This window comes from Mesorhizobium sp. P2_E7, from assembly GCF_056403855.1.
This window is the reverse complement of record NZ_JBFUER010000004.1, coordinates 16321-37192: the sequence shown is the minus strand read 5'-3', so window position 1 is coordinate 37192 and position 20872 is coordinate 16321. Positions and strand designations below refer to the sequence as shown.

15 protein-coding genes are annotated in these 20872 nt (G+C 63.8%); 9 read left to right on the top strand and 6 right to left on the bottom strand.

The features are described 5' to 3' along the window. Positions 1-4: 4 nt before the first annotated feature. Positions 5-1156: a glycosyltransferase family 4 protein gene (locus AC1DYC_RS21375; RefSeq protein WP_477409687.1), complete on the top strand. Its 1152-nt coding sequence runs from the start codon at positions 5-7 to the stop codon at positions 1154-1156. Next, positions 1149-2858, top strand: coding sequence for a DUF7056 domain-containing protein (locus tag AC1DYC_RS21370; protein ID WP_477409685.1), 1710 nt, complete (start codon positions 1149-1151; stop codon positions 2856-2858). Before AC1DYC_RS21375 ends, AC1DYC_RS21370 begins: the two co-directional genes overlap by 8 nt. Here AC1DYC_RS21370 and AC1DYC_RS21365 read toward each other — a convergent pair. Both AC1DYC_RS21365 and tsaD read right to left on the bottom strand, forming a co-directional pair. Next, the gene (locus tag AC1DYC_RS21365) at positions 2855-3871 is read right to left on the bottom strand and encodes an NAD(P)H-dependent glycerol-3-phosphate dehydrogenase (RefSeq protein WP_477409683.1); all 1017 of its coding nucleotides are present in this window, start codon (positions 3869-3871) and stop codon (positions 2855-2857) included. The two genes, AC1DYC_RS21370 and AC1DYC_RS21365, sit on opposite strands and share 4 nt — an antisense overlap. Then, on the bottom strand, positions 3868-4953 hold the full coding sequence (tsaD, locus tag AC1DYC_RS21360; protein WP_477410104.1) for a tRNA (adenosine(37)-N6)-threonylcarbamoyltransferase complex transferase subunit TsaD: 1086 nt from the start codon (positions 4951-4953) through the stop codon (positions 3868-3870). The genes AC1DYC_RS21365 and tsaD overlap by 4 nt, the downstream gene beginning before the upstream one ends. 120 nt (positions 4954-5073) lie before the next feature. Here tsaD and hemC point away from each other — a divergent pair, with 120 nt between their 5' ends. From hemC to AC1DYC_RS21325, 7 genes are all read left to right on the top strand, one after another. Then, positions 5074-5997 (top strand): hydroxymethylbilane synthase, encoded by a 924-nt coding sequence (gene hemC, locus AC1DYC_RS21355; protein WP_477409681.1) that lies wholly within the window; start codon positions 5074-5076, stop codon positions 5995-5997. A gap of 1 nt (position 5998) precedes the next feature. After that, positions 5999-6712: a uroporphyrinogen-III synthase gene (locus AC1DYC_RS21350; RefSeq protein WP_477409679.1), complete on the top strand. Its 714-nt coding sequence runs from the start codon at positions 5999-6001 to the stop codon at positions 6710-6712. Between the two features lie 112 nt (positions 6713-6824). After that, on the top strand, positions 6825-8297 hold the full coding sequence (locus AC1DYC_RS21345) for a COG4223 family protein (protein WP_477409677.1): 1473 nt from the start codon (positions 6825-6827) through the stop codon (positions 8295-8297). Positions 8298-8307: 10 nt separating this feature from the next. Beyond that, positions 8308-9915: a heme biosynthesis HemY N-terminal domain-containing protein gene (locus AC1DYC_RS21340; protein WP_477409675.1), complete on the top strand. Its 1608-nt coding sequence runs from the start codon at positions 8308-8310 to the stop codon at positions 9913-9915. Between the two features lie 22 nt (positions 9916-9937). Then, a complete protein-coding gene (locus AC1DYC_RS21335; RefSeq protein ID WP_477307971.1) occupies positions 9938-10417 on the top strand; it encodes a tellurite resistance TerB family protein in 480 nt (159 codons plus the stop codon). Positions 10418-10431: 14 nt separating this feature from the next. Continuing rightward, positions 10432-11148: a glutamine amidotransferase gene (locus AC1DYC_RS21330; RefSeq protein WP_477409673.1), complete on the top strand. Its 717-nt coding sequence runs from the start codon at positions 10432-10434 to the stop codon at positions 11146-11148. A gap of 387 nt (positions 11149-11535) precedes the next feature. Further along, the gene (locus AC1DYC_RS21325) at positions 11536-13401 is read left to right on the top strand and encodes an adenylate/guanylate cyclase domain-containing protein (RefSeq protein ID WP_477410103.1); all 1866 of its coding nucleotides are present in this window, start codon (positions 11536-11538) and stop codon (positions 13399-13401) included. A gap of 234 nt (positions 13402-13635) precedes the next feature. Here the strand turns inward: AC1DYC_RS21325 and AC1DYC_RS21320 are convergent, their stop codons facing one another. From AC1DYC_RS21320 to AC1DYC_RS21305, 4 genes are all read right to left on the bottom strand, one after another. Further along, positions 13636-16839 (bottom strand): efflux RND transporter permease subunit, encoded by a 3204-nt coding sequence (locus AC1DYC_RS21320; RefSeq protein ID WP_477409671.1) that lies wholly within the window; start codon positions 16837-16839, stop codon positions 13636-13638. Next, complete coding sequence (locus tag AC1DYC_RS21315; protein ID WP_477410102.1) at positions 16836-17966, bottom strand: efflux RND transporter periplasmic adaptor subunit; 1131 nt, start codon at positions 17964-17966, stop codon at positions 16836-16838. The genes AC1DYC_RS21320 and AC1DYC_RS21315 overlap by 4 nt, the downstream gene beginning before the upstream one ends. A 328-nt stretch (positions 17967-18294) precedes the next feature. Beyond that, positions 18295-19533, bottom strand: coding sequence for an MFS transporter (locus tag AC1DYC_RS21310; RefSeq protein ID WP_477409669.1), 1239 nt, complete (start codon positions 19531-19533; stop codon positions 18295-18297). Between the two features lie 152 nt (positions 19534-19685). Next, positions 19686-20786, bottom strand: coding sequence for an aminotransferase class I/II-fold pyridoxal phosphate-dependent enzyme (locus AC1DYC_RS21305; protein ID WP_477409667.1), 1101 nt, complete (start codon positions 20784-20786; stop codon positions 19686-19688). Positions 20787-20872 lie beyond the last annotated feature (86 nt).

Below are 20872 nucleotides of genomic sequence, written 5' to 3'. Positions count from 1 at the left end.
GCCCTTGCGAATTTTGACGGTAAGCCATTTCTTCGAGGCGCATGGCGGCGGCATAGAACGCGTCGCCGGGCATCTTTGCCGCCGCTTCGCGGATAACGGCGTCGAAGCGTCCTGGGCTGCAAGCGATGCCGACCTTCCGCCCGAGGGAAAAGTGGATGCGGTGCCGATTGCCTGTCTCCAGCTGATGGAAAAACGCAACGGCCTGCCGATGCCCATACCTCGTATGCGAGGGATAGCGGCATTGGCGCGCGCAGTGCGCGGCAGCGATTCGGTGGTGATGCATGATGCGCTCTACGCCACGTCGATCGTGGCAATGGTGGCGGCCAAGATTTACCGCAAGCGAACGGTGCTTGTTCAACACATTGCCAGCGTTCCGTTCTCTTCGCGTATCCTGCGCTTCGCGATGGCGCTCGCAAACCTCCTGGTGACGCGGCCTATGCTTAGGGCGGCGGATGCCCGCGTCTTTATCAGCGACACGGTGCGCCATGAGTTGCTGGGAACGCCCGCGCGGCACCCTTACAGCCTGCTTTTCAACGGGGTTGACCGCAGCATTTTCCATCGATCTCCGGACTCGACCGGCAATGCGGGCTCTCCGGCGCCAGGACGTCGCGTTCTGTTCGTTGGCCGCTACGTCGAGAAAAAGGGACTGTCGGTGATCCGCGCGCTGGCGACCTTGCGGCCCGATCTCGAATTCTCGCTGGCGGGCGCCGGCTCGATCAGGCCCGGCGCCTGGGGACTCGGCAATGTTCGTGACCTGGGCACTCGGACGCCCATGGAGTTGGCGGACCTCTATCGCACGGCAGATCTCTTGCTGCTGCCAAGCGTCGGTGAAGGGTATCCGCTTGTCATACAAGAGGCGATGGCCTGCGGCCTTCCGGTGATTTGCGGCGCTCCGGTCCACCTTGCCGATCCCGATGCAGCGGTCTGGCTGCGTGGTGTGAACATCGACCTGAGAGATCCCCTGGGGTCAGCGCGTCGTTGCGCTGAGGCGATCGACGGCCTTGCCCTGACTGACGCCGAGCGCGATGCGATGGCTGCCCATGCCCTGACGCACTACGATTGGGAAAAGATGGCCCGCAGCGTGATCGCCTTGGCGGGCACTAGCCAAGCGGTGGCACCGACCGAGAACCGGCGAGGGAGCGTTGCCGATGGATGACCGGTCCGCCGTGGAAACCGACATCGGCAACAGGGACTTTTTCGGTATTGCCGAACGCCCGGCCACAATCGGCCTGAGCGTGCTGATTGCCCTTAAAATCGTCCTTCTCTTCGCGCTGGCCTATCGCAGCCGCTTCGTCATGGATGAGTTCGGCCAAGTCGGTTACGCGAAATATCTCGGCAACGGCCTGTTTGACACTATCCAGCCGGCCAAGGCGGTAGGTTTCACGGTTTTTAGCAAGCTGGCAATTCTCATTGGATGGGATGCGACATCCATTATGTTTGTGGGGCGCTTCCAGATGGCGCTGCTCGCCTGCGCCACCATCGCCATGATCTATGCATGCGCGCGAGCGCTCGGCCAGGACAGGCAGCATGCCTTGGCAATTGTCCTGGTCCTGCTGTGCTTCTCCAATTTCATGGAGCGAATTTTCCGCACGATCTCGGAACCGCTGGCGCTGTTCTTCGCGGTCGCGGCGCTGTTGGTGGTCATCAGCGGGAATTCGGCAGGCGCGAGACGGATCGTCTTCGCTGGCATGCTTAGCGGCCTCGCCTTCCTGACGACCCAGAAATCCATCTATTTCAATGTCGCGCTGGGCATGGGATTGCTTGTCAACGCCTTCATTGCGCGACAATACGGAGCCGGGATCAAGCGTGGCGCGGCCCTGGTGCTGGGCTGGATTGTGCCCATCGCCGCGTATTGCTTCATATTCGGCGGCGCCGATCCCCTCCCGATCGCCCGAGGCCTGATATTCGGCCCAGTTGAAGTCGCGAGCCGCGGCGGTGTCGAATATGGCGGCTTGCGACATTTTGTGCTCCAGACACTCGTTCGCAACGCAATCCTCTATGCATTCTGCTTCGGTGGGATCGTCCTTGGGTTGGTACGCATCGGAGCGTTGGAAGAAAGGCAGCGGATTGCACTGACGTTCACCGCCGTCATCACGGTCCTGGTTTTTGTTCATGATCAGCCTTGGCCTTATATCTTCATCATGGCCTTGCCATTCATGGCGCTGTGGTCGCTTGCAGTGCCCGATCGCAACGCGGCCGATGCATTGCCCATGCGTTTGGCGCGGGCGTCGCTTGTGATTGCCGGAGTGATCAGCTTCATCAGCAACGTACTCTATCTGCGCATTGACAATCCGGCGCAGCTGACGCTGATCGCCCGCGCCGAAGCGATGGTCAAACCGGACGAGTTCTATTTCGACGGCATCGGAATGCTGCCCAATCGACGGGAGCCCTCCACCCTCTGGCTCGACCAGTACTACATCTTGAAAACATTGAGGGAGGGCAGCGAATCGGAAGCGTACAAAATCCTCTCGAACACTCCGCCAAAGCTGATCATCTGGTCATATCGCATGGATATGATCGATCCCGTGATTGCCCCTTTTATCCGCGACAGCTACGTCCAGATCGCTCCCAACATCAGAATGGCCGGCCGTCGCCTTCGCTCCGGTCGTGTGGACGTTTTCAAGGTCCCGGTCGCCGGACGATACAACCTCTATACGACGAACGGGCAGCTTGCAGATGGCGAGGTCGAGATCAATGGCACCCCGCGCTCCTTGCCTTTGTTCCTGGAGGCCGGTGTCAGCGACGTTGTTCTGCGCAGCGGTCCGGCCGAGGCGCTGCTGCTTCCGGAAGGTGACTACGAAAACCTCATCGTCGCCGGTGAGGACAATGCCGAACTGTTCAAAAACGTGTACAATTAAATATCAGCTTCGGTCTTCAGCGGCCGCGTCATCAGGGCGGACACAGCCTGCCGTATGGTGATCGTGCCGTCCAGTATGGCCGACACCGCCGCGATGATCGGGGCGTCGATGCCGCGTTCGGTGGCGATGCGGGCGGCGATCGCAGCCGTCGGCACGCCTTCGGCCAACGGCAGTCCGGTCAAGGGTTTGCCTTGGCCAAGCGCCAGCCCGTAGGCGAAATTGCGCGACTGGGCGGACGAGCAAGTGAGCAGCAAATCGCCGAGGCCGGAAAGCCCCATCAGCGTCTCGGGCTTGGCGCCGAAGGCAGCGCCGATGCGGCGCAATTCGACGAAGCCGCGCGTCACCATCGCGGCCTGGGCGCTGGCGCCGAGCCCGGCGCCGGTGACGGCACCGGCGGCGATGGCAAAGACATTCTTCAGCGCGCCGCCAATCTCGACGCCGATCAAATCGTCGCTGGAGTAGCAGCGCAGATTCTGTGCCGAAAACCGGGCGGCAAGCTCGGCTGCTAAAACCTCCTCGCGGGCGGCGACCACGACGGCAGTCGGCAGGCCTCGCGCGACATCGGCGGCGAAGCTCGGGCCGGACAAAGCCGCGACCGGGGTTTCCGGCAAAATGTCCACGACGATTGCCGACAGCAGCGCGCCGGTGTCGCGCTCGATGCCCTTGGCGCAGAGAACCAGCGGAATGCCTTTCGGCATATGGGGCTTTGCCGTCGTCAGCATGGCGCGCAGCGCTTGCGCCGGCGCCACGGCCAGCACGCAATCGGCGTCGGTCAGCGCTGCACCGATATCGCTTGTCGCCGCAATGCCAGGCTCGATGGCGATGCCGGGGAGGTAGCGCGGGTTCTCGCCGCGATGAAATGCTGCGACCGTTTCGTCGTCGCGTGCGTAGAGCCTGACGTCGTGGCCGGCCCGCAGCATGGCCAGCGCCAGCGCGGTGCCCCAGGCGCCACCGCCGAGCACGGCAACGCGCCAGCCCGTCTTGTCCCTGTCGCTTGCCTTGCTCCCGGTCATGCTTTCGCTCCGCGCCGGCCGGAGCCGACCATCGGCGCCGAGATCGAGTCCAGCGGCCAGCGCGAACGCGGCACGAAATCGGCGGCGTTTTCATCCGCTATGCCGGCGCGCAGCCGCTCGATGCCGGCCCAGGCGATCATCGCCGCATTGTCGGTGCACAGGTTGAGAGGCGGCGCGACGAAGGCGAAGCCAGCCTCGGCGCACTGCTTCTGCAGCGTCGCCTTGATGGTGCTGTTGGCGGCGACACCGCCGGCAACAACCAGCGAGGGCGTGGCCTTGTCCGGAAATTCCTGGCGAAAGCGGGCCAGCGCACGGGCGACACGGTCGCCCAGCGTATCCGCCACCGCCGCCTGGAACGAGGCGCAGATGTCGGCGACATCCTGCTCGCTCAGCGGCTGGATGGCGGTCGCCGCCTGGCGCACGGCGGTCTTCAAGCCGGAGAAGGAGAAATCCGGCTGCGCCGAGCCCTTCATCGGCCGCGGGAAGGCAAAGCGCGTCGCATCGCCCGCCGCTGCTGCCTTTTCGACATTCGGTCCGCCGGGATAGGGCAGGCCGAGCATTTTGGCCGTCTTGTCGAAGGCTTCGCCGAGCGCGTCGTCGATGGTGGTCGCCCAGCGCTGGTAGTCGCCGACGCCGCGCACGGCAACGATCTGGGTGTGGCCGCCGGAGACCAGCAGCAGCAAATAGGGAAAGTCGATGCCGTCGGTCAGCCTTGCGGTCAGTGCATGGCCTTCGAGATGGTTGATGGCAATCAGCGGCTTGCCGGCAGCGGCGGCAATCGCCTTGGCCGTCATCAGGCCGACAATCAGCCCGCCGACCAGGCCCGGGCCGGCGGTGGCGGCAATGGCGTCGATGTCGCCGAGGGCTACGCCCGAATCCGCAAGGGCGGCCTCGACGATGCCGTCCAGCGCCTCGACATGGGCGCGCGCGGCGATCTCCGGCACGACGCCACCAAAGGCAGCATGCTCCTCTATCTGGCTGAGCACGATGTTGGACGCAATCACCGGCGCGGACGCGCCGTCCAGCGTCACCACGCTGGCGGCGGTCTCGTCGCAACTCGTCTCAATGCCCAGAACGCGGATCAATTCGTCGCTGTCTCCAGAGATTGTGTCGCCGGACTTTCCTAGTTAGTAGAGGCGGGCCTCGTTAGGGAGAGTGCCGGAAACGCAAAGCCAGCCGGGGGTTATCACGGACCGCGCGCCATGCAAACTTTGAAAATCGGAACACGCGGCAGCCCGCTGGCACTCGCCCAGGCGCATGAGACGCAGGCGCGGCTGATGGCAGCGCATGGCATGCCGGCGGAAGCGTTCGAGGTCGTCGTCATCTCGACCAGCGGCGACCGCATCCAGGACCGGCCTTTGTCGGAAGCCGGGGGCAAGGGCCTGTTCACCAAGGAAATCGAAGAAGCGCTGCTGGCCGGCACGATCGACATCGCCGTGCATTCCTCCAAGGACATGCCGACGGTGCTGCCGGACGGGCTGGAGCTTTCCGCCTTCCTGCCGCGCGAAGATGCGCGCGACGCCTTTATCGGCAAGGCGGTAAAGCGCATCATCGACCTGCCTCGGGGCGCCAAGGTCGGCTCGTCTTCGCTGCGGCGCCAGGCGCTGATCCGGCGCATGCGTCCGGATCTCGACGTGGTGATGTTTCGCGGCAATGTGCAGACCAGGCTGCGCAAGCTGGAGGAGGGCGTCGCCGAAGGCACGGTCCTCGCCCATGCCGGGCTGAAGCGGCTGGAGCTCGGCCACGTCGTCACCGATCTGATGCCGCTCGACGCCTTTCCGCCGGCGCCGGGGCAAGGTGCGATCGGCATCGAGACCCGCATCGGCGACAGCGCCGTCGAAAAGATGCTGACGGCCATCCACGATGTGCCCACGGGCCAGGCGCTGGCCTGCGAGCGCGCCTTTCTGGCGGCACTCGACGGCTCCTGCCGCACGCCGATCGCCGGCTATGCGACGATATCGGGCGGAAAACTGGTTTTCGCCGGGCTGATCATTTCGCCAGATGGCACGCAATCGCATGAGGTTAAGGCCGAAGGCCTGGCGCTGGATGCCGCAGATATCGGCACGGGCGCCGCCAGGATGGTGCGGGTCAAGGCCGGCGAAACCTTCTTCGACGGCTGGGTCTGACATGCGTGTCCTGGTGACGCGGCCGCAACCTGGGGCATCGCGCACCGTGCGGCGGCTGCAGGAGCTGGGATTTGAGCCGATCCTTCTGCCACTGACCGAAACGGTGACGCTGCCGGTCGATGCAAACGCAGCAGGCGACAATGCCGCGGCCGTTGCGATCACCAGCGCCAATGCCTTGCGCCATGCGCCGGGAGACCTCATCGCCACGCTCGCCGCCTTGCCTTGCCATGCGGTCGGCCACAGAACGGCCGAAGCGGCGCGCGCGGCAGGGTTTTTGTCCGTCAGCGAAGGGCCGGGCGACGCCGAGAAGCTGGCCGAAGCGATTGTCGCCGGCCTTTCCGGCAAGGCGATCGTCTATCTCACGGGACGCGTACGGTTTCCGGCCTTCGAGGCGCGGCTGCGCCAGGCCGGCGTCGAGATCCGCGCAATCGAGACCTATGACACGATTTCGCTCGATTATTCCGACGGTGAAATCCTTGCGCGCCTGTCCGATCGGGCGGTCGATGCGGTGCTGCTCTATTCGGCCAAGGCGGCGGCAGCGTTGCGAACCTTGGTCAATCGGCCGGAATCGGGCGATCTCCTTGGAAAGGTGCGGGTTTTTGCTCTCTCCGAGCGCATAGCGTCAGCGTTCGGCGATGCCGCCGGCAAAAAAATACGCGTTGCACGGGAACCCCAGGAGGAGGCGCTGCTTGAGCTGTTGCACGACGGCGCCTGAGCCCCGTGTCATCACGCCGCCCCTTTTCACCTGATGATGATGTGCTAGACCATTTTTCAAACCATCACGCGCCTTAGGGCGCCCAGACGAAGCAGGATTGCGGAGCCCAGGCATGGTCAAGACGCCGAAGATGCGACATTCGAAGAGCCGCCGCGAGCCGGTGACCATCGAACTCGAACCCGGCGCCGTCTCGCGCATTGTCGATGCGGACGCCGCCAAGGCGGATGCGACCGAGGCCTCGGCCGAATCGGTAGCGGCCGAGGAAGCGGCTGCCGTGGCCGATGCACAGGCGGAGACGCCCGACGAGCCGGTTCATGCCGACCAGGCCGATCTCGAGCCGTGGGAGCATTCCGACGCCGCGGCCCAGGCCGCGCCAGAGAGCGATGCCAAGATGTCCGGCGAACCGGAAAGGCCTTATCCCGCCGCCTCCGACGCGCCACCAAGCGCCAGGACCTCCGATTACAGTTTCGAGGATGCCTCGCCCAAATCGGGTGGGCCCAAGGAAACACCAAAAACCGCCGAGGTGAGGAACCAGCCCATGGCCGCGCAGCCGAAGCGTTCCAACGGCATTGCCGCCGGCATCATTGGCGGTGTCATCGCACTGGCCGCCGCCGGCGGGCTGCAGTTTGCCGGCGTGCTCGGTGCACCGGGGTCAGGCGGTGGCACGGTCTCGCTCGACGGCGTCAATGGCGAGATCGCTTCGCTGAAGAGCGAAATCGCCGACCTCAGGGAAGCGGGCGGCAATGGCGTCGCAACGGCCAAGGTCGACGGTCTGTCGACGGCTCTTGATCAGGTGAAGGCCGATGTCGCGTCGCTCAAATCGGCGGTCGAACAAGGTGGCGCCGGCGACAATGCCGGGCTTGCCGCGCTTGGCGACAAGGTCAAGCAGATCGAGACGGCGGTCGCGGCGCTTGGCCAGGCCGGCGGCCCGGTCGATCTCGGCCCGCTCAACGAAAAGCTTTCGAGTCTCGATGCGCTGGTGAAATCGGCCGGCGAGGCGGCCAAGACGCAGGAAGGCCGGCTTGCCGCGCTGGAACAGTCGGTGACGCAGCTCGCCGGCAAGGTCGATGCGCAGGCCTCGCAGCCGAAAATCGCGATGGCCATCGCCGCCTCGGCGCTGAAAGCGGCGCTCGACCGCGGCGCGCCGTTTGCCGCCGAGCTGGAGACGTTCGCAGCGATCTCGCCTGATGCGCCGCAGATTGCGGCGTTGCGTCCCTATGCCGAAAAGGGCGTCCCGACCCGCACCGAAATCGCCGGCGAGGCCGATGCAGCGGCCAATGCGATGGTCGCTGCCGCGACCCCGGTCGACGAGAATGCCGGCTTCTTCCAGAACCTTCTGTCGAGCGCCGAATCGCTGGTCAAGGTGCGGCCGATCGGCGCCGTAGAGGGCGCCGGCGCGCCCGAAACCGTGGCGCGCATTGAAGTGGCGGTCAATCAGGGCGACTACGCCAAGGCGCTCAGCGAATATGCGACGCTGCCCGACGCGGTCAAGGCGGCGGGCGCCGACTTTGCCGGCAAACTGAAGGCGCGCATCGAGGTCGAAACGCAGGTCGACGCGCTCATTGCCGGCGCGATGAAGGCATGAGGACGACACGATGATCCGCATTCTCATCTTCCTCGCCGCCGTCTTTGCGCTCGGCCTCGGCTTTGCCTGGCTGGCCGATCGGCCCGGCGAGATGGTCGTCACCTTCAACGGCTACCAGTACCAGGTCAGCCTGATGGTGGCGGCGGTGGCGATCGTTGCCGTCGTCGCTGCGGTGATGATCGTCTGGTGGCTGATCAAGTCGCTGTGGAACAGCCCGTACACGATCTCGCGCTATTTCCGCGTGCGGCGCCGCGACCGCGGCTACCAGGCGCTGTCGACCGGCATGATCGCCGCCGGCGCCGGCGATGGCACGCTGGCGCGCAAGAAGACCAAGGAAGCCGCCAAGCTGATCCGTTCAGACCAGGAGCCGCTGATCCATCTCCTGGAAGCGCAAGCCTCGTTGCTCGAAGGCGACCATGAGGGCGCGCGCGAAAAATTCGAGGCCATGCTCGACGATCCCGAAATGCGGCTGCTCGGCTTGCGCGGGCTCTATCTCGAAGCCGAGCGGCTGGGCGACCGCAACGCGGCGCGCCACTATGCCGGCCGCGCCGCAGCCGTGGCTCCGCAACTGGCCTGGGCAGCGGAATCGACACTCGAAGACCTGACCGGGCGTGGCGATTGGGACGGTGCGTTAAAACTGGTCGAGGCGCAGAAGTCGACGCGCCAGATCGAACGCGACGCCGCCAACCGCCGCCGCGCCGTGCTGTTGACCGCCAAGGCGCAGGCGCTGACCGACAGCGACCCCAATGCGGCCAAGACAGCGGCACTCGAGGCCAACAAGCTCGCGCCCGATTTCGCGCCGGCCGCGGTTGCCGCGGCGAACCTTCTGTTCAAACAGAACGATGTGCGCAAAGGCTCGAAGATCCTCGAAGCCGCCTGGAAGGCCGAGCCGCATCCGGAAATATCCGAACTTTATACTCATGCCCGACCGGGTGATGCGGTGGTCGACCGCCTGAACCGGGCCAAGAAGCTGCAGGAGCTGAAGCGCAACAACGCCGAATCGTCGATGACGGTGGCGCGCGCCGCGCTCGACGCGCAGGATTTTTCCACCGCCCGCCGCGAGGCGGAAGCGGCGATCCGCATGGATCGTCGGGAAGGCGCCTACCTGCTTCTGGCCGACATCGAGGAGGCCGAGACCGGCGATCAGGGCAAGATTCGGCAATTGCTGTCCAAGGCGGTCCGGGCGCCGCGCGACCCGGCCTGGGTTGCCGACGGCGTCGTCTCCGAACGCTGGGCGCCGGTGTCGCCGGTCAGCGGCAAGCTCGACGCCTTCGCCTGGCGCGCGCCGATGGAGCGGCTCGGCCAGCTCATCGACAGCCATGAGGAAACGCCGGAAGCCACCGTGCCGGTGCTTGCGGCACCTGCCAAGCCGGCAAAGGAAGCCGAGGTGATCGATCATCCGGCCGTCGCCAGGACGAGCAGCGAGGCGCCGATCGAGCCGAAGCCTGTGGTGGGCGACGATCATGTCACGCCGGTCACTGCCGCTGCCTTTGCCGCCGTGCCGTCCGATGCCGAGGCAGTCGAGCCGGCCGAGGAGGTTATCCGGTTGCCGGACGACCCCGGTGTCGACCCTGACGAAGAAGCGGAGAAGTCACCGCGCCGGTTCCGACTGTTTTGAACCCTGACCTGATGTGAGCACCATGTTCGAACGCGTTCTGTCCTTTCTGAAAGACCTGCCCTCCGGGGCCGGGCCTCGCGCCAATGCGGACGATCCGCGCGTTGCCGCCTCGGCTTTGCTCTATCATGTGATGAACGCCGATGGCGTGCGCCAGGATGTCGAGTGGGAGCGGTTCAAGCAGGTGCTGGGTGAGAGCTATTCGATCAGCGGCGCCGAGCTCGATGCGCTGGCTGCCGCCGGCGAGCGCGCCGACAATGAGGCGATCGATCTCTATGCCTTCACCAGTGTGCTGAAGCGCCATCTCGACGCCGAGGCGCGCAAGGCCTTCATCGGCCTGATGTGGGAAATCGTCTATGCCGACGGCGAATTGCACGAGCTGGAAGACAACACCGTCTGGCGCGTCGCCGAACTGATCGGTGTCGAGCGGCAGGACCGGATCGAGGCGCGCCGCAAGGCGGCGGCCGCAGCGCCGGGCGCCAGCGGAACGTCGAGCGACGAATAGGATCCCAGCTCTCCATGCCGCCTAGACCGAGCTCGAAACCAAAGATCCTGATCGTGCTGCATCAGGAGACTTCGAGCCCCGGCCGGGTCGGCCATATGCTGCTCGAGGAAGGTTTCGATCTCGACATCCGCCGGCCGCCTCTGGGCGACAGCTTGCCCGAGACGCTGGAAGGGCATGCCGGCGCCGTGGTGTTCGGCGGGCCGATGAGCGCCAATGACGAGGACGAGTTCGTCCGCCGCGAAACCAACTGGCTGAATGTACCGTTGCGCGAGAACCGGCCCTTCCTCGGCATCTGCCTTGGCGCGCAGATGCTGGCCAACCATCTCGGCGGCAAGGTCGAGGGTCATGACGAAGGGCTGGTCGAGATCGGCTGGTATCCGCTTAAATCCACCGAAGCCGGCAAAAAGCTGCTGCACTGGCCCGACATGGTCTACCAGTTCCATCGTGAAGGTTTTTCACTGCCGAAAGACGCGACACTGCTGGCGACCGCGGAAACCTACCCCAACCAGGCCTTCCGCTACGGCGGCAATGCCTGGGGCATCCAGTTCCACGGCGAACTGACCCGGCTGATGATGCAGCGCTGGGTGGTGCGCGGCGCGCACCGTTTCGAACTGCCCGGCGCCCAGCCCGGCCGCGACCATCTCGGCGGCCGGCTGATCTGGGACATGCACCTGAAGCGCTGGCTGAGCGAGTTTTTGAGCCTGATCTTCGGCAAGCCTACTGCGGGATAGAGTAAATCCAACTACTCTGAACGGCCGAGCTTGCCAAAGACGACATACTTCCGGGAGGCGGGGACGACTGCTTTGCGACGCATGCCGGTCGTTGAGATAAATTGAAAGATGCCTGTCACCAGGCTTTAATAACGGAAGAATCGACCTCATCGATTGCAGCGAGAGTGACTGCCAAACTCTGAAGATCACATCTGCGCAAGACGATAACACTAGCGACAGTACGTGTATGACGGGGCGGTTCAGCGAGATCTTCTTCGCGGCTCAGCGACACGAGAGCGTGGATTTACTTATCCAGACATTCAAGATCGGCGCTCAACCATCACTTGGATTCTCGATTTCTCATGGGCGTAGCGCCAGGAACCTGCTACTGAAGGTTCAAACCAGGCAATATCCACAGGTAACCTTGTGCGCCGACTCGCAGCCATCCTTGCCGCCGACGTCGTTGGGTATAGTCGCCTCATGGGAGTGAACGAGGTCGGCACGCTTGCCGCGCTCAAGCTTCATCGCAAGGAACTGGTAGACGGCAAGATCGGCGAGCATGGAGGACGAATCGTAAAGCTGACCGGCGACGGAATGCTGGTCGAGTTCCCGAGTGTGGTGAACGCGGTCGCCTGCGCCGCCGACATTCAGCGAAAGATGCGCGAGCGGAACATCGACATACCCGAGGACAGGCGGATTGAATTCCGCATTGGCGTCCACCTCGGTGACATCATCGTCGATGACGATGACATCTATGGCGAGGGTGTGAACGTCGCGGCACGAATCGAAACCATCGCCAAGTCCGGTGGAATCGCGGTTTCCGGCCCAGTGCGCGACAATGTGGGCAACCGGCTCGACCTCCTCTTCGAGGATACCGGCGAGCAGAAGCTAAAGAACATCGAACAACCTGTAAGGGTTTACAACGTGTCGCTCGATCCACGTGCTGCGAGCGTAGAGCAGACGCCTCAAGGCAATCTGCCGCAGAGGGAGAAGCCTTCAATAGCGGTGCTCCCCTTCCTCAATATGAGCGGAGATCCGGAGCAGGAGTACTTTTCTGACGGGATTACCGAGGACATCATCACGGACCTCTCCAAGATCTCAGGCCTGTCGGTCATCGCCCGTAATTCTGTATTCACTTATAAGGGCAAGCCGGTCGACGTACAGGATGTGAGCCGGCGCTTCAACGTCACGACCGTTTTGGAAGGAAGTGTGCGCAAGGTTGGCCAGCGCGTGCGAATAACAGCTCAGCTCATCAACGGAAAGGACGGAACCCATCTGTGGGCCGACCGATACGACCGAGACCTGACCGATATCTTCGCTATCCAGGACGAGATAACGAGAACCATCGTCGAGCAGCTGAAGGTAAAGCTTCTGCCGGAGGAGAAAAAGATCGTTGGCCAAGCGCCAACCGAAAACATCGATGCCTACACCTACTATCTTCGCGGGCGGCAGTTCTTGCATAGGCACTCGAGAGCATATTACACGCTTGCGAGGCGAATGTTTTCGAAAGCGGTCGAGCTCGATCCGCTTTATGCCCGAGCGTATTCCGGGATCGCCGACTGCGACTCCTTTTTGTTTCTACATTATTATGAGAACATAGCAGTCGAGAGTATTCTGGCCACCAGCGCCAAGGCACTCGATCTTGAGGGTGGCCTGTCCGAGGCTCATGCTTCGCGCGCATTGGCCTTATCGCTCGGGGAGCGTTATCCCGAGGCTGAGACGGAATTTGAACGCGCGATTGCCCTGAATCCTAATCTGTACGAAGCCCACTACTTTTTCGCTCGCGCCTCCTTCGCGCAGGGTAAACTCGATCAAGCCGCGCGGCTATATGAACGGGCGGCTGAGATCAAGCCAGATGACTACCAGAGCCAGATCCTGCTGATCCCGATCTACCGTTCCCTAGGCCGGGACAAGGATATTATCTATGCAGCGCGCGCAGGAATTAAGCTGGCCGAAGCCGAGTTGGCTCTGCATCCCGATAACCCGCGCCCAGCCTATCTAGGTGCCAGCGCGCTTGCCGAAATTGGAGAGATCGCCCGTGCGAGGGAATGGACGTCGCGTGCGTTGGCCATTGATCCCGACGATATTCTAACCCAATACAATGCTGCTTGCGTCTACTCGCTTTTGGAGGATGCCGAGCCGGCGCTAGATCTGTTGGCGCGTCTGCTTCCGCACGCGAATCACGAGACCAAGGCATGGGTCAAACAGGACTCTGACTTCGCCAAGCTTCACAATCATCCTCGCTGGCAGAAAATACTTGAGCTGGTAACCTGATTGCAACGAGTGGACCTCATCTTGGCGACGGCGCGACGACCGTTTCGGGCCAACTCACGACGCTGCTGCACGGACCTACTGAAAATCGGAGGCCCGAAGCTGTCCGTCCGCTTCCGGCTCCGTCTCAGCCGCGCAAGCTGATTGGCCTGAGAGCCGGATCCAGCGGCGGACTCGATCAGTCGCGGCTGTTCAGATGCCGCACCCGGCGTAGCTGCGGACAGCCAGGCCGTAACCCTACTCGGCGGCCGTCTCCGATGGCGCCTCTGCCGGCGCCGAAGGCTCGACCTCGGCACCGGGCTTGCGCCGTGAAAACAGCGACCTGAGCGTGACGTAGAACACCGGCGTTAGGAACAGGCCGACGAAGGTGACGCCGAGCATACCGGAGAACACCGCGGTGCCGAGCGACTGGCGCATTTCCGCGCCCGGGCCCGTTGCGATCATCAGCGGCACGACGCCGAGGATGAACGCGAAGGCGGTCATCAGGATCGGCCGCAGCCTGAGCCGGCAGGCTTCGACGGCAGCCTCGGCGACCGACAGTCCGCGTTCCTGCGCCTGCCGCGCGAATTCGACGATCAGGATCGCGTTCTTGGCGGCAAGCCCGATCAGCACGATGAGGCCGATCTGCACGAGGATGTTGTTGTCCAGCCCTCGGAACGACACGCCGAGCAACGCCGCGAGCACGCCGAGCGGCACCACCAGCACAATGGCGAACGGCAGCACCCAGCTTTCATATTGCGCCGCCAGCGCCAGGAACACGAACAGCACCGACAGTCCGAAGATATAGACAGCGGCATTGCCGGTGTTGCGCTCCTGATAGGCGAGCTCGGTCCATTCATAGGAGGTACCGGCCGGCAGCGTCTGTGCCGTGATCGCTTCCATCTTGGCCAGCGCATCGCCGGTGGAAACGCCGGGCGCGGCGTTGCCCTGCAGCGGCACCGAGACGTACATGTTGTAGCGCTGGACCAGCGCCGGGCCGGTAACGTCGCGGATCTCGATCAACGTGCCGAGCGGAACCAGCGCGCCGGTCGCCGAGCGCACCTTCAGTTTCAAGATGTCGGCGCGATCGAGGCGGAACGTCTGGTCGGCCTGCGCGCGCACCTGGTAGACGCGCCCGAAAGCGTTGAAGTCGTTGACATAGGCGGTGCCCAGATTGATCGACAGCGTCTCGAAGATGTTGGGGATCGGCACGTTCAGGATGCGCGCCTTGTCGCGATCGATCGCCAGGAAGAATTGCGGGCTCGATGCAGAGAAGGTGGTGAACACACCCGTCAGCCCCGGCGTCTTGTTGGCCTTGCCGGCGATTTCGTAGGCAAGCGCGAGGATCTGCCGCATGTCGGCGCTGTTGCGCTCCTGGATCTGCAGCTTGAAGCCGCCGGCATTGCCAACGCCACGGATCGGCGGTGGCGGCAGTGCGATGATGAAGGCTTCCTTGATGCTTTGCAGGCTGCCGAACAGATTGCCGATGACCTTGGTCGCCGACTGGCCTTCTTTCAGTCGCTCGTCAAACGGCTTGAACCTGGCGAAAATCACGCCCGCGTTGCTGGCGTTGGTGAAGGTCGCGCCGGAGAAGCCGGCGAAGGCGACTGCGTAGTCGACGCCTGGCGTTTTCTGGATGATCTGCGACGCCTGCTGGATGACCGCATCGGTCCTCGCCAGCGAGGCGCCATCCGGCAGCTGGACGACGACGATCGCATAGCCCTGGTCGAGCGACGGAATGAAACCGCGCGGCACCGTCTGCACCATGTAGACCGTGGCGTAGATGAGGCCCGCAAAAACGGCCAGCATGGCGGCGATCGCTATCCGCGAGCCGACCAGCACGCGGACGATGCTCGAATACCAATGGGCGAGCCGGTCGAAGCCGTGGTTAAAGCCGTCGGCGAGCGCCTGACCGAACCGCGCCAGGAAAAAGCGCGGCGGCGCCGCAGCAGTGTGGTGCGGCTTGAACAGAAGCGCGGCCAGCGCCGGTGAAAGCGTCAGCGAATTGAATGCCGAGATCGCGGTCGACACCGCGATGGTGATCGCAAACTGCAGGTAGAATTGCCCGGAAATGCCGGGGATGAAGGCTGTCGGTACGAACACGGCTATCAGCACCAGCGAGATCGCGATGACCGCTGTTCCGACTTCGTCCATGGTCAGGTGCGACGCCGGATTGGGCGCCAGCCCTCTGGCGATATTGCGCTCGACGTTTTCGACCACGACGATCGCATCGTCGACGACGATGCCGATCGCCAGAACGAGGCCGAACAGCGTCAGCATGTTGAGCGAGAAGCCGGCGGCATAAAGCACCGCCAGCGTGCCGATCAGCGACACGGGAATCGCCACGATCGGCACGATCGCCATGCGCCACGATTGCAGGAAGACGATGATGACGATGATGACCAGCACCATCGCCTCGAGGATCGTCTTGTAGACCTCCTGGATCGACTCGGCGACGAACTCGGTCGGATTGTAGACGATGTCGTAGCTCAGTCCCTTCGGGAAATCCTGGGACAGCTCCTTCATCTTGTCCTGGATCTCCGCGGCTGCGGCGAGCGCATTGGTGCCCGGCCGCTGGAAGATGGCGAGCGCCACCGCCGGTTTGCCGTTGAGATAGGAGTTGGTGACGTAATCCTTGGCGCCGAGCTCGATGCGCGCCACGTCCTGCAGCTGGATCAGGCGGCCGTCCTCGGTCGATTTGACGATCACGTATCGGAAGTCGCGTGCATCGTTGAAGCGGCCTTGCGTGGTGACCGTGTACTGGAACGCCGTGCCCATGTTGGTCGGCGGCGCGCCGATCGAGCCGCCCGACACCTGGACGTTCTGGTCGCGCAGCGCCTGCACCACATCGCCCGACGTCATCCCCAGGGCGGACAGTTTTTCCGGATCGAGCCAGATGCGGAGCGAATATTCGCGTTCGCCGAAGATGATGAGGTCGCCGACGCCGTCCAACCTGAGCAGTATGTCGCGCACCCGCGAGCGGGCGTAGTTCGAGACGTAGAGCTGGTCATAGGTATTGTCGGGCGACAGCATGTGCACGACCATCATCAGGTCGGGCGAGCTTTTGGTGGTGGTGATGCCGAGGCGGCGGACTTCTTCGGGCAGGCGCGGCTCGGCGACCGACACGCGGTTCTGCACCAGCACCTGCGCCTGGTCGAGATCGGTGCCCAGCTTGAAGGTGATGGTCAGCGCCATCGCCCCGTCGCCCGACGAATAGGACGACATGTAGAGCATGCCCTCGACGCCGTTGATCTCCTGCTCGATCGGCGTTGCCACGGTCGCTGCGACCGTCTCGGCGTCGGCGCCCGGATACTGCGCGCGAACGACGATGGTCGGCGGCGCGATCTCGGGATATTGCGCGACCGGCAGCTGGGTATAGGCAATCCCGCCAAGGATCAGCAGGACGATCGAAACGACCGATGCGAAGATCGGACGGTCGACGAAGAAATGGGCGAACCTCATTGCGGCAACCCGGCGGTTTCGACCTTGGGCGGCAACGTCACCATCTCGACCTTCACCTTGGTGCCGGGCCTGGCATGCATCAGCCCGTTGACGATGATCGTCTCGTTGCCGGTCAGGCCCGAGCGGATCACCCGGTAGCCGTCGAGAAGCGGGCCGGTGCGCACGGGCTTCGCCGACACCATGCCTGCCTCATCCACCAGGGAGACGATGCGGCGATCCTGATCGGCGCCGATCGCCTCGTCGGGCACCAGCACACCGGTATGCGGCAGCGACCCCGGCACGTTGATGCGACCGAACATGCCTGGCTGGAGAACGCCGTCGGCGTTGGGAAACGTTGCACGCACCCGCATGGTGCCGGTCGCGTTGTCGATGCGGTTCTCGGCAAAATCGAGCTTGCCTTTGAACACCGCCTCCGCGCGGTCGGCGACGCGAACCACCACTTCAAGGCCGCCAGCGCCTTCCTGCATCGAGCCGCCGCGCTCCTTAGCGTCGCGGGCGTAGCTGAAATACAGGCGCTCATCGACGTCGAAATAGAAGTCGATCGGATCGCGGGTAACGATGGTCGTCAGCAAGGTGGAGTCCGGCTGTACGAGGTTGCCGACCGACACCAGCCGGCGGTCGATGCGACCGGACAAGGGCGCCTTGATCTCGGTGAATTCCAGATTCAGGCTGGCCGACGTCAGCGCAGCCGTTGCGCCCTGCATCTGCGCCTGTGCCGAAAGGTATTCCCGCCGGCGGTCGTCGACCGTCGCGGCCGAGATATTGCCGGTCTTGGCGAGTTCGTCGGCGCGATCCAGCTGCATCTTGGAGAATTCGAGCAGAGACTTGGCGACGTCCACTTGCGATTTGGCGGCATCATAAGCCGCCTGGTACGGACGCTGGTCGATGGTGAAGAGCAGGTCGCCCTTGTTGACCAGTGCGCCGTCCTGGAAGCTGACCTTGTCCAGATAGCCGCTGACGCGCGAACGGATGGCGACCTGGTCGACGGCTTCGAAGCGGCCGACGAACTCGTCGTCTTCGACGATTTCACGGACCACCGGCTTGGCCGCCGTCACCACGGGTAGCTGCTGGTCCTGCGCAAACGCAGTGCTGCTGAAAGCCATGCCGAGCAGGAACGCCGACGACATGGCCGCGCGGGCAAGCCAGCCGGCGGATCGACGGGGTCGCCCGCCCGCGTCGCGATGCAGTTGCCCATTGTCCATTTTGCGTCCCCCTCGCTGGACCCGGAGGTCGGTTGATCCGCTTCTACGCTCAGGCTTGTCGTCGAGATCAGAGCCCTACGGTATTGTGCAGGGCAACATAATCATTTTCCATGTGGGCTGAAATGTCCACCCTGTGGTTGCCCCGCCATCTGGCTAGTTCGTTCCAGAACCGGACCGTCCGCTGCCGGTCCATCTCAGCCGTCGTCGGCGCAAACTGATTTGGGGCGAGCGCGGGATCCAGCGGCTTGCTCGATCAGTTGCGGCTGTTGAGATGCCGCACCCGGCGCAGCTGCGGGAACAGCACCGCCCACAGGCCAGCCACGGCAATCGCGCCGATGCCGCCGATCACCACTGCCGGCACGGTGCCGATCAGTGCTGCCATGGTGCCTGCGCGGAATTCGCCAACTTCGTTGGAGGCACCGACGAAGACCTGGTTGACGGCGTTGACGCGGCCGCGCACCTCGTCCGGCGTCCACAACTGGATCAGCGTCTCCCTGATATAGACGCTGAACATGTCGGTGGCGCCGAGGCCGGCAAGGGCCAGGATCGACAGCCAGGTGATGGTGGAAACGCCGAACAGCACGGTGAAGGCACCAAAGCCTGCCACGAAGCCGAGCATGATCTTGCCGGCATTGTCGCGAAGCGGATGCCCGGCAAGCCAGACCGCGACACAGATGGCGCCGATGCCGGGCGCCGAGCGTAAGAGGCCGAGGCCCCAGGGCCCGAGCTCGAGAATGTCGCGGGCATAGACCGGCAGCAGCGCCGAGGCGCCGGACAGAAGCACGGCGAAGAGGTCGAGCGAGATGGCGCCGAGCACGATCTTCTCGCTCCAGATGTAGCGGAAGCCGGCAAACAGCGTTTCCATCGTCGGCTTGTCGGTGGCGCTCTGCTGGGCGGGCTTGGGAATGGTGAAGATCAGCAGACCGGCCACCAGCATCAGCACGGAGGCAGTGGCGTATGCGGCTTCGGCCGAGACGCCATAGAGCAGGCCGCCGGCGACCGGGCCGACAATGGTCGCCGTCTGCCAGGCCGACGAGTTCCAGGCGATTGCGTTACCAAAGTCCTCCGGCGGCACCAGATTGGCGAACAGCGACGACGAGGCCGGTCCGTAAAAGGCGCGCGCCATGCCGAACAGCGCCAGCACGACGAAGATCGGCAGCGGACTGACGAGACCGCGCAGCGTGAAGTACAACAGAACGAGCGCACAGCCCGCCTCGGTCACGGTCGCCAGCGCCATGATCAGGCGGCGCCCAAAACGGTCGGCGACGACGCCGGTGACCAGCACCAGGAGCAGCGACGGCAGGAACTGGACGATGCCGACAATGCCGAGGTCGAAAGGATTGCGCGTCAGATCGTAGATCTGCCAGCCGACGGCGACGGACACGATCATGGTGGCGAAGGTGGTGAGAAACCGCGCCGCCCAGTAGCTCAGGAAGGAGCGGTGACGGAAGGCAGCGTAGCGCTGGTCCGGCGACGTTTGTTCTGCTGTCATGGAGAGAGGCCCCGTTGCAAAGACTTGGCCGGCGGGGCACTTCCACGATGGGCGCTGTTCCGGCCAGGGAACTAAGTTCGCCGGGGCATGTGCGCCCGAATCAATCTGGGATCAAGGGATTTCCGGTCCGTTTGAAGAAACGGAATGGAAAATCATTCCCTCAGTGCGGCGGAGATAGCCTGCAAACCACCCTGCAATTCCGCCTCTTTCGGCCAGCCGAAACCGACGCGGAAGAAGCGCTTCGGCATGTCGAACCAGTGGCCGGGGCCGACATAGGTGCCGTGGCGTTCCAGCAAATTGACGTAGAAGCGGTCGAGGTCGAAGTCGGCGTCGACATTGAGCCTGGGAAAGCCGACGACGCCGCCCTGCGGCCGCACCCAGTCGACCAGCGGTTCGCGGTCGATCCATGCCTGGACGATGTCACGGCGCTTGGCCATGTCGGGCAGCAGTGCGGCCAGGAAAGCCTCGCGGCGCTCCAGCATGCTGCGCGCAATGCCTTCGTCGATGACGCTGCCGCAAATGCCGATCTGCTCCTTGGCGGCGAGGAAGCGCTCCTGCAGTTCGGTATCCCTGGTGACCAGCCAGCCGATGCGGATGCCTGGAATGCCAAAGGCTTTCGATAGCGACGACACGCTGATTGCCTTGGGGCTGAGCGAAGCCGCGGCCGGCAGGCGCTGTCCATAGGACAGGTCGCGATAGGTCTCGTCGACCAGCAGACGGCAGTTGTGGCTTTCGGCGAGTGCAATCAGCGCATCGAGATCGGCCCGCTCCATCATCGTGCCGGTCGGGTTGTGCGGGCAGGTGACGCTGATCAGCTTGGTGTTCGGCCGCAGCTCAGCCGCGACGCGGCTGACATCGACGGCGAACCCTTTGTCGAAGTCGAGATCGACATAGGAGATGGCGCAGCCGATCGCCTTGGGGGTCTCGATGTTGGTGGCATAGTTCGGCCGGACCACGACGAGATGGTCGCGCTCCGACAAAAGCGAGGTCGAGATGATGAACAACGCGCCCGCCGCGCCGGCGGTCACCAGAACATCGTCAGCGGAGATGCCTTTGTCCTGCGCCGCGATCAGCGCCCGCAGCTCCTTGTCGCCGCGATGCTCGCCATAGAACAGGGTGAGGTCCGGCAGCGACAGGCCGATATCAGAGAGTTTCTGGTCGGCGATCGAGCTTTCGGAGAGGTTATAGCGGATGCGGTCGTAACCGTATTCCTCCGGCGCCTCTTTCTCGATCACCATTCTGGCGTAGTTCATGGCCGCTCCCCCAAAGTCCTGACATTTCAGAGGTACAAGCCATAAAAGCACGAAGCCTGCCAAGGCTCATTCGCCGGCAGGCTTCT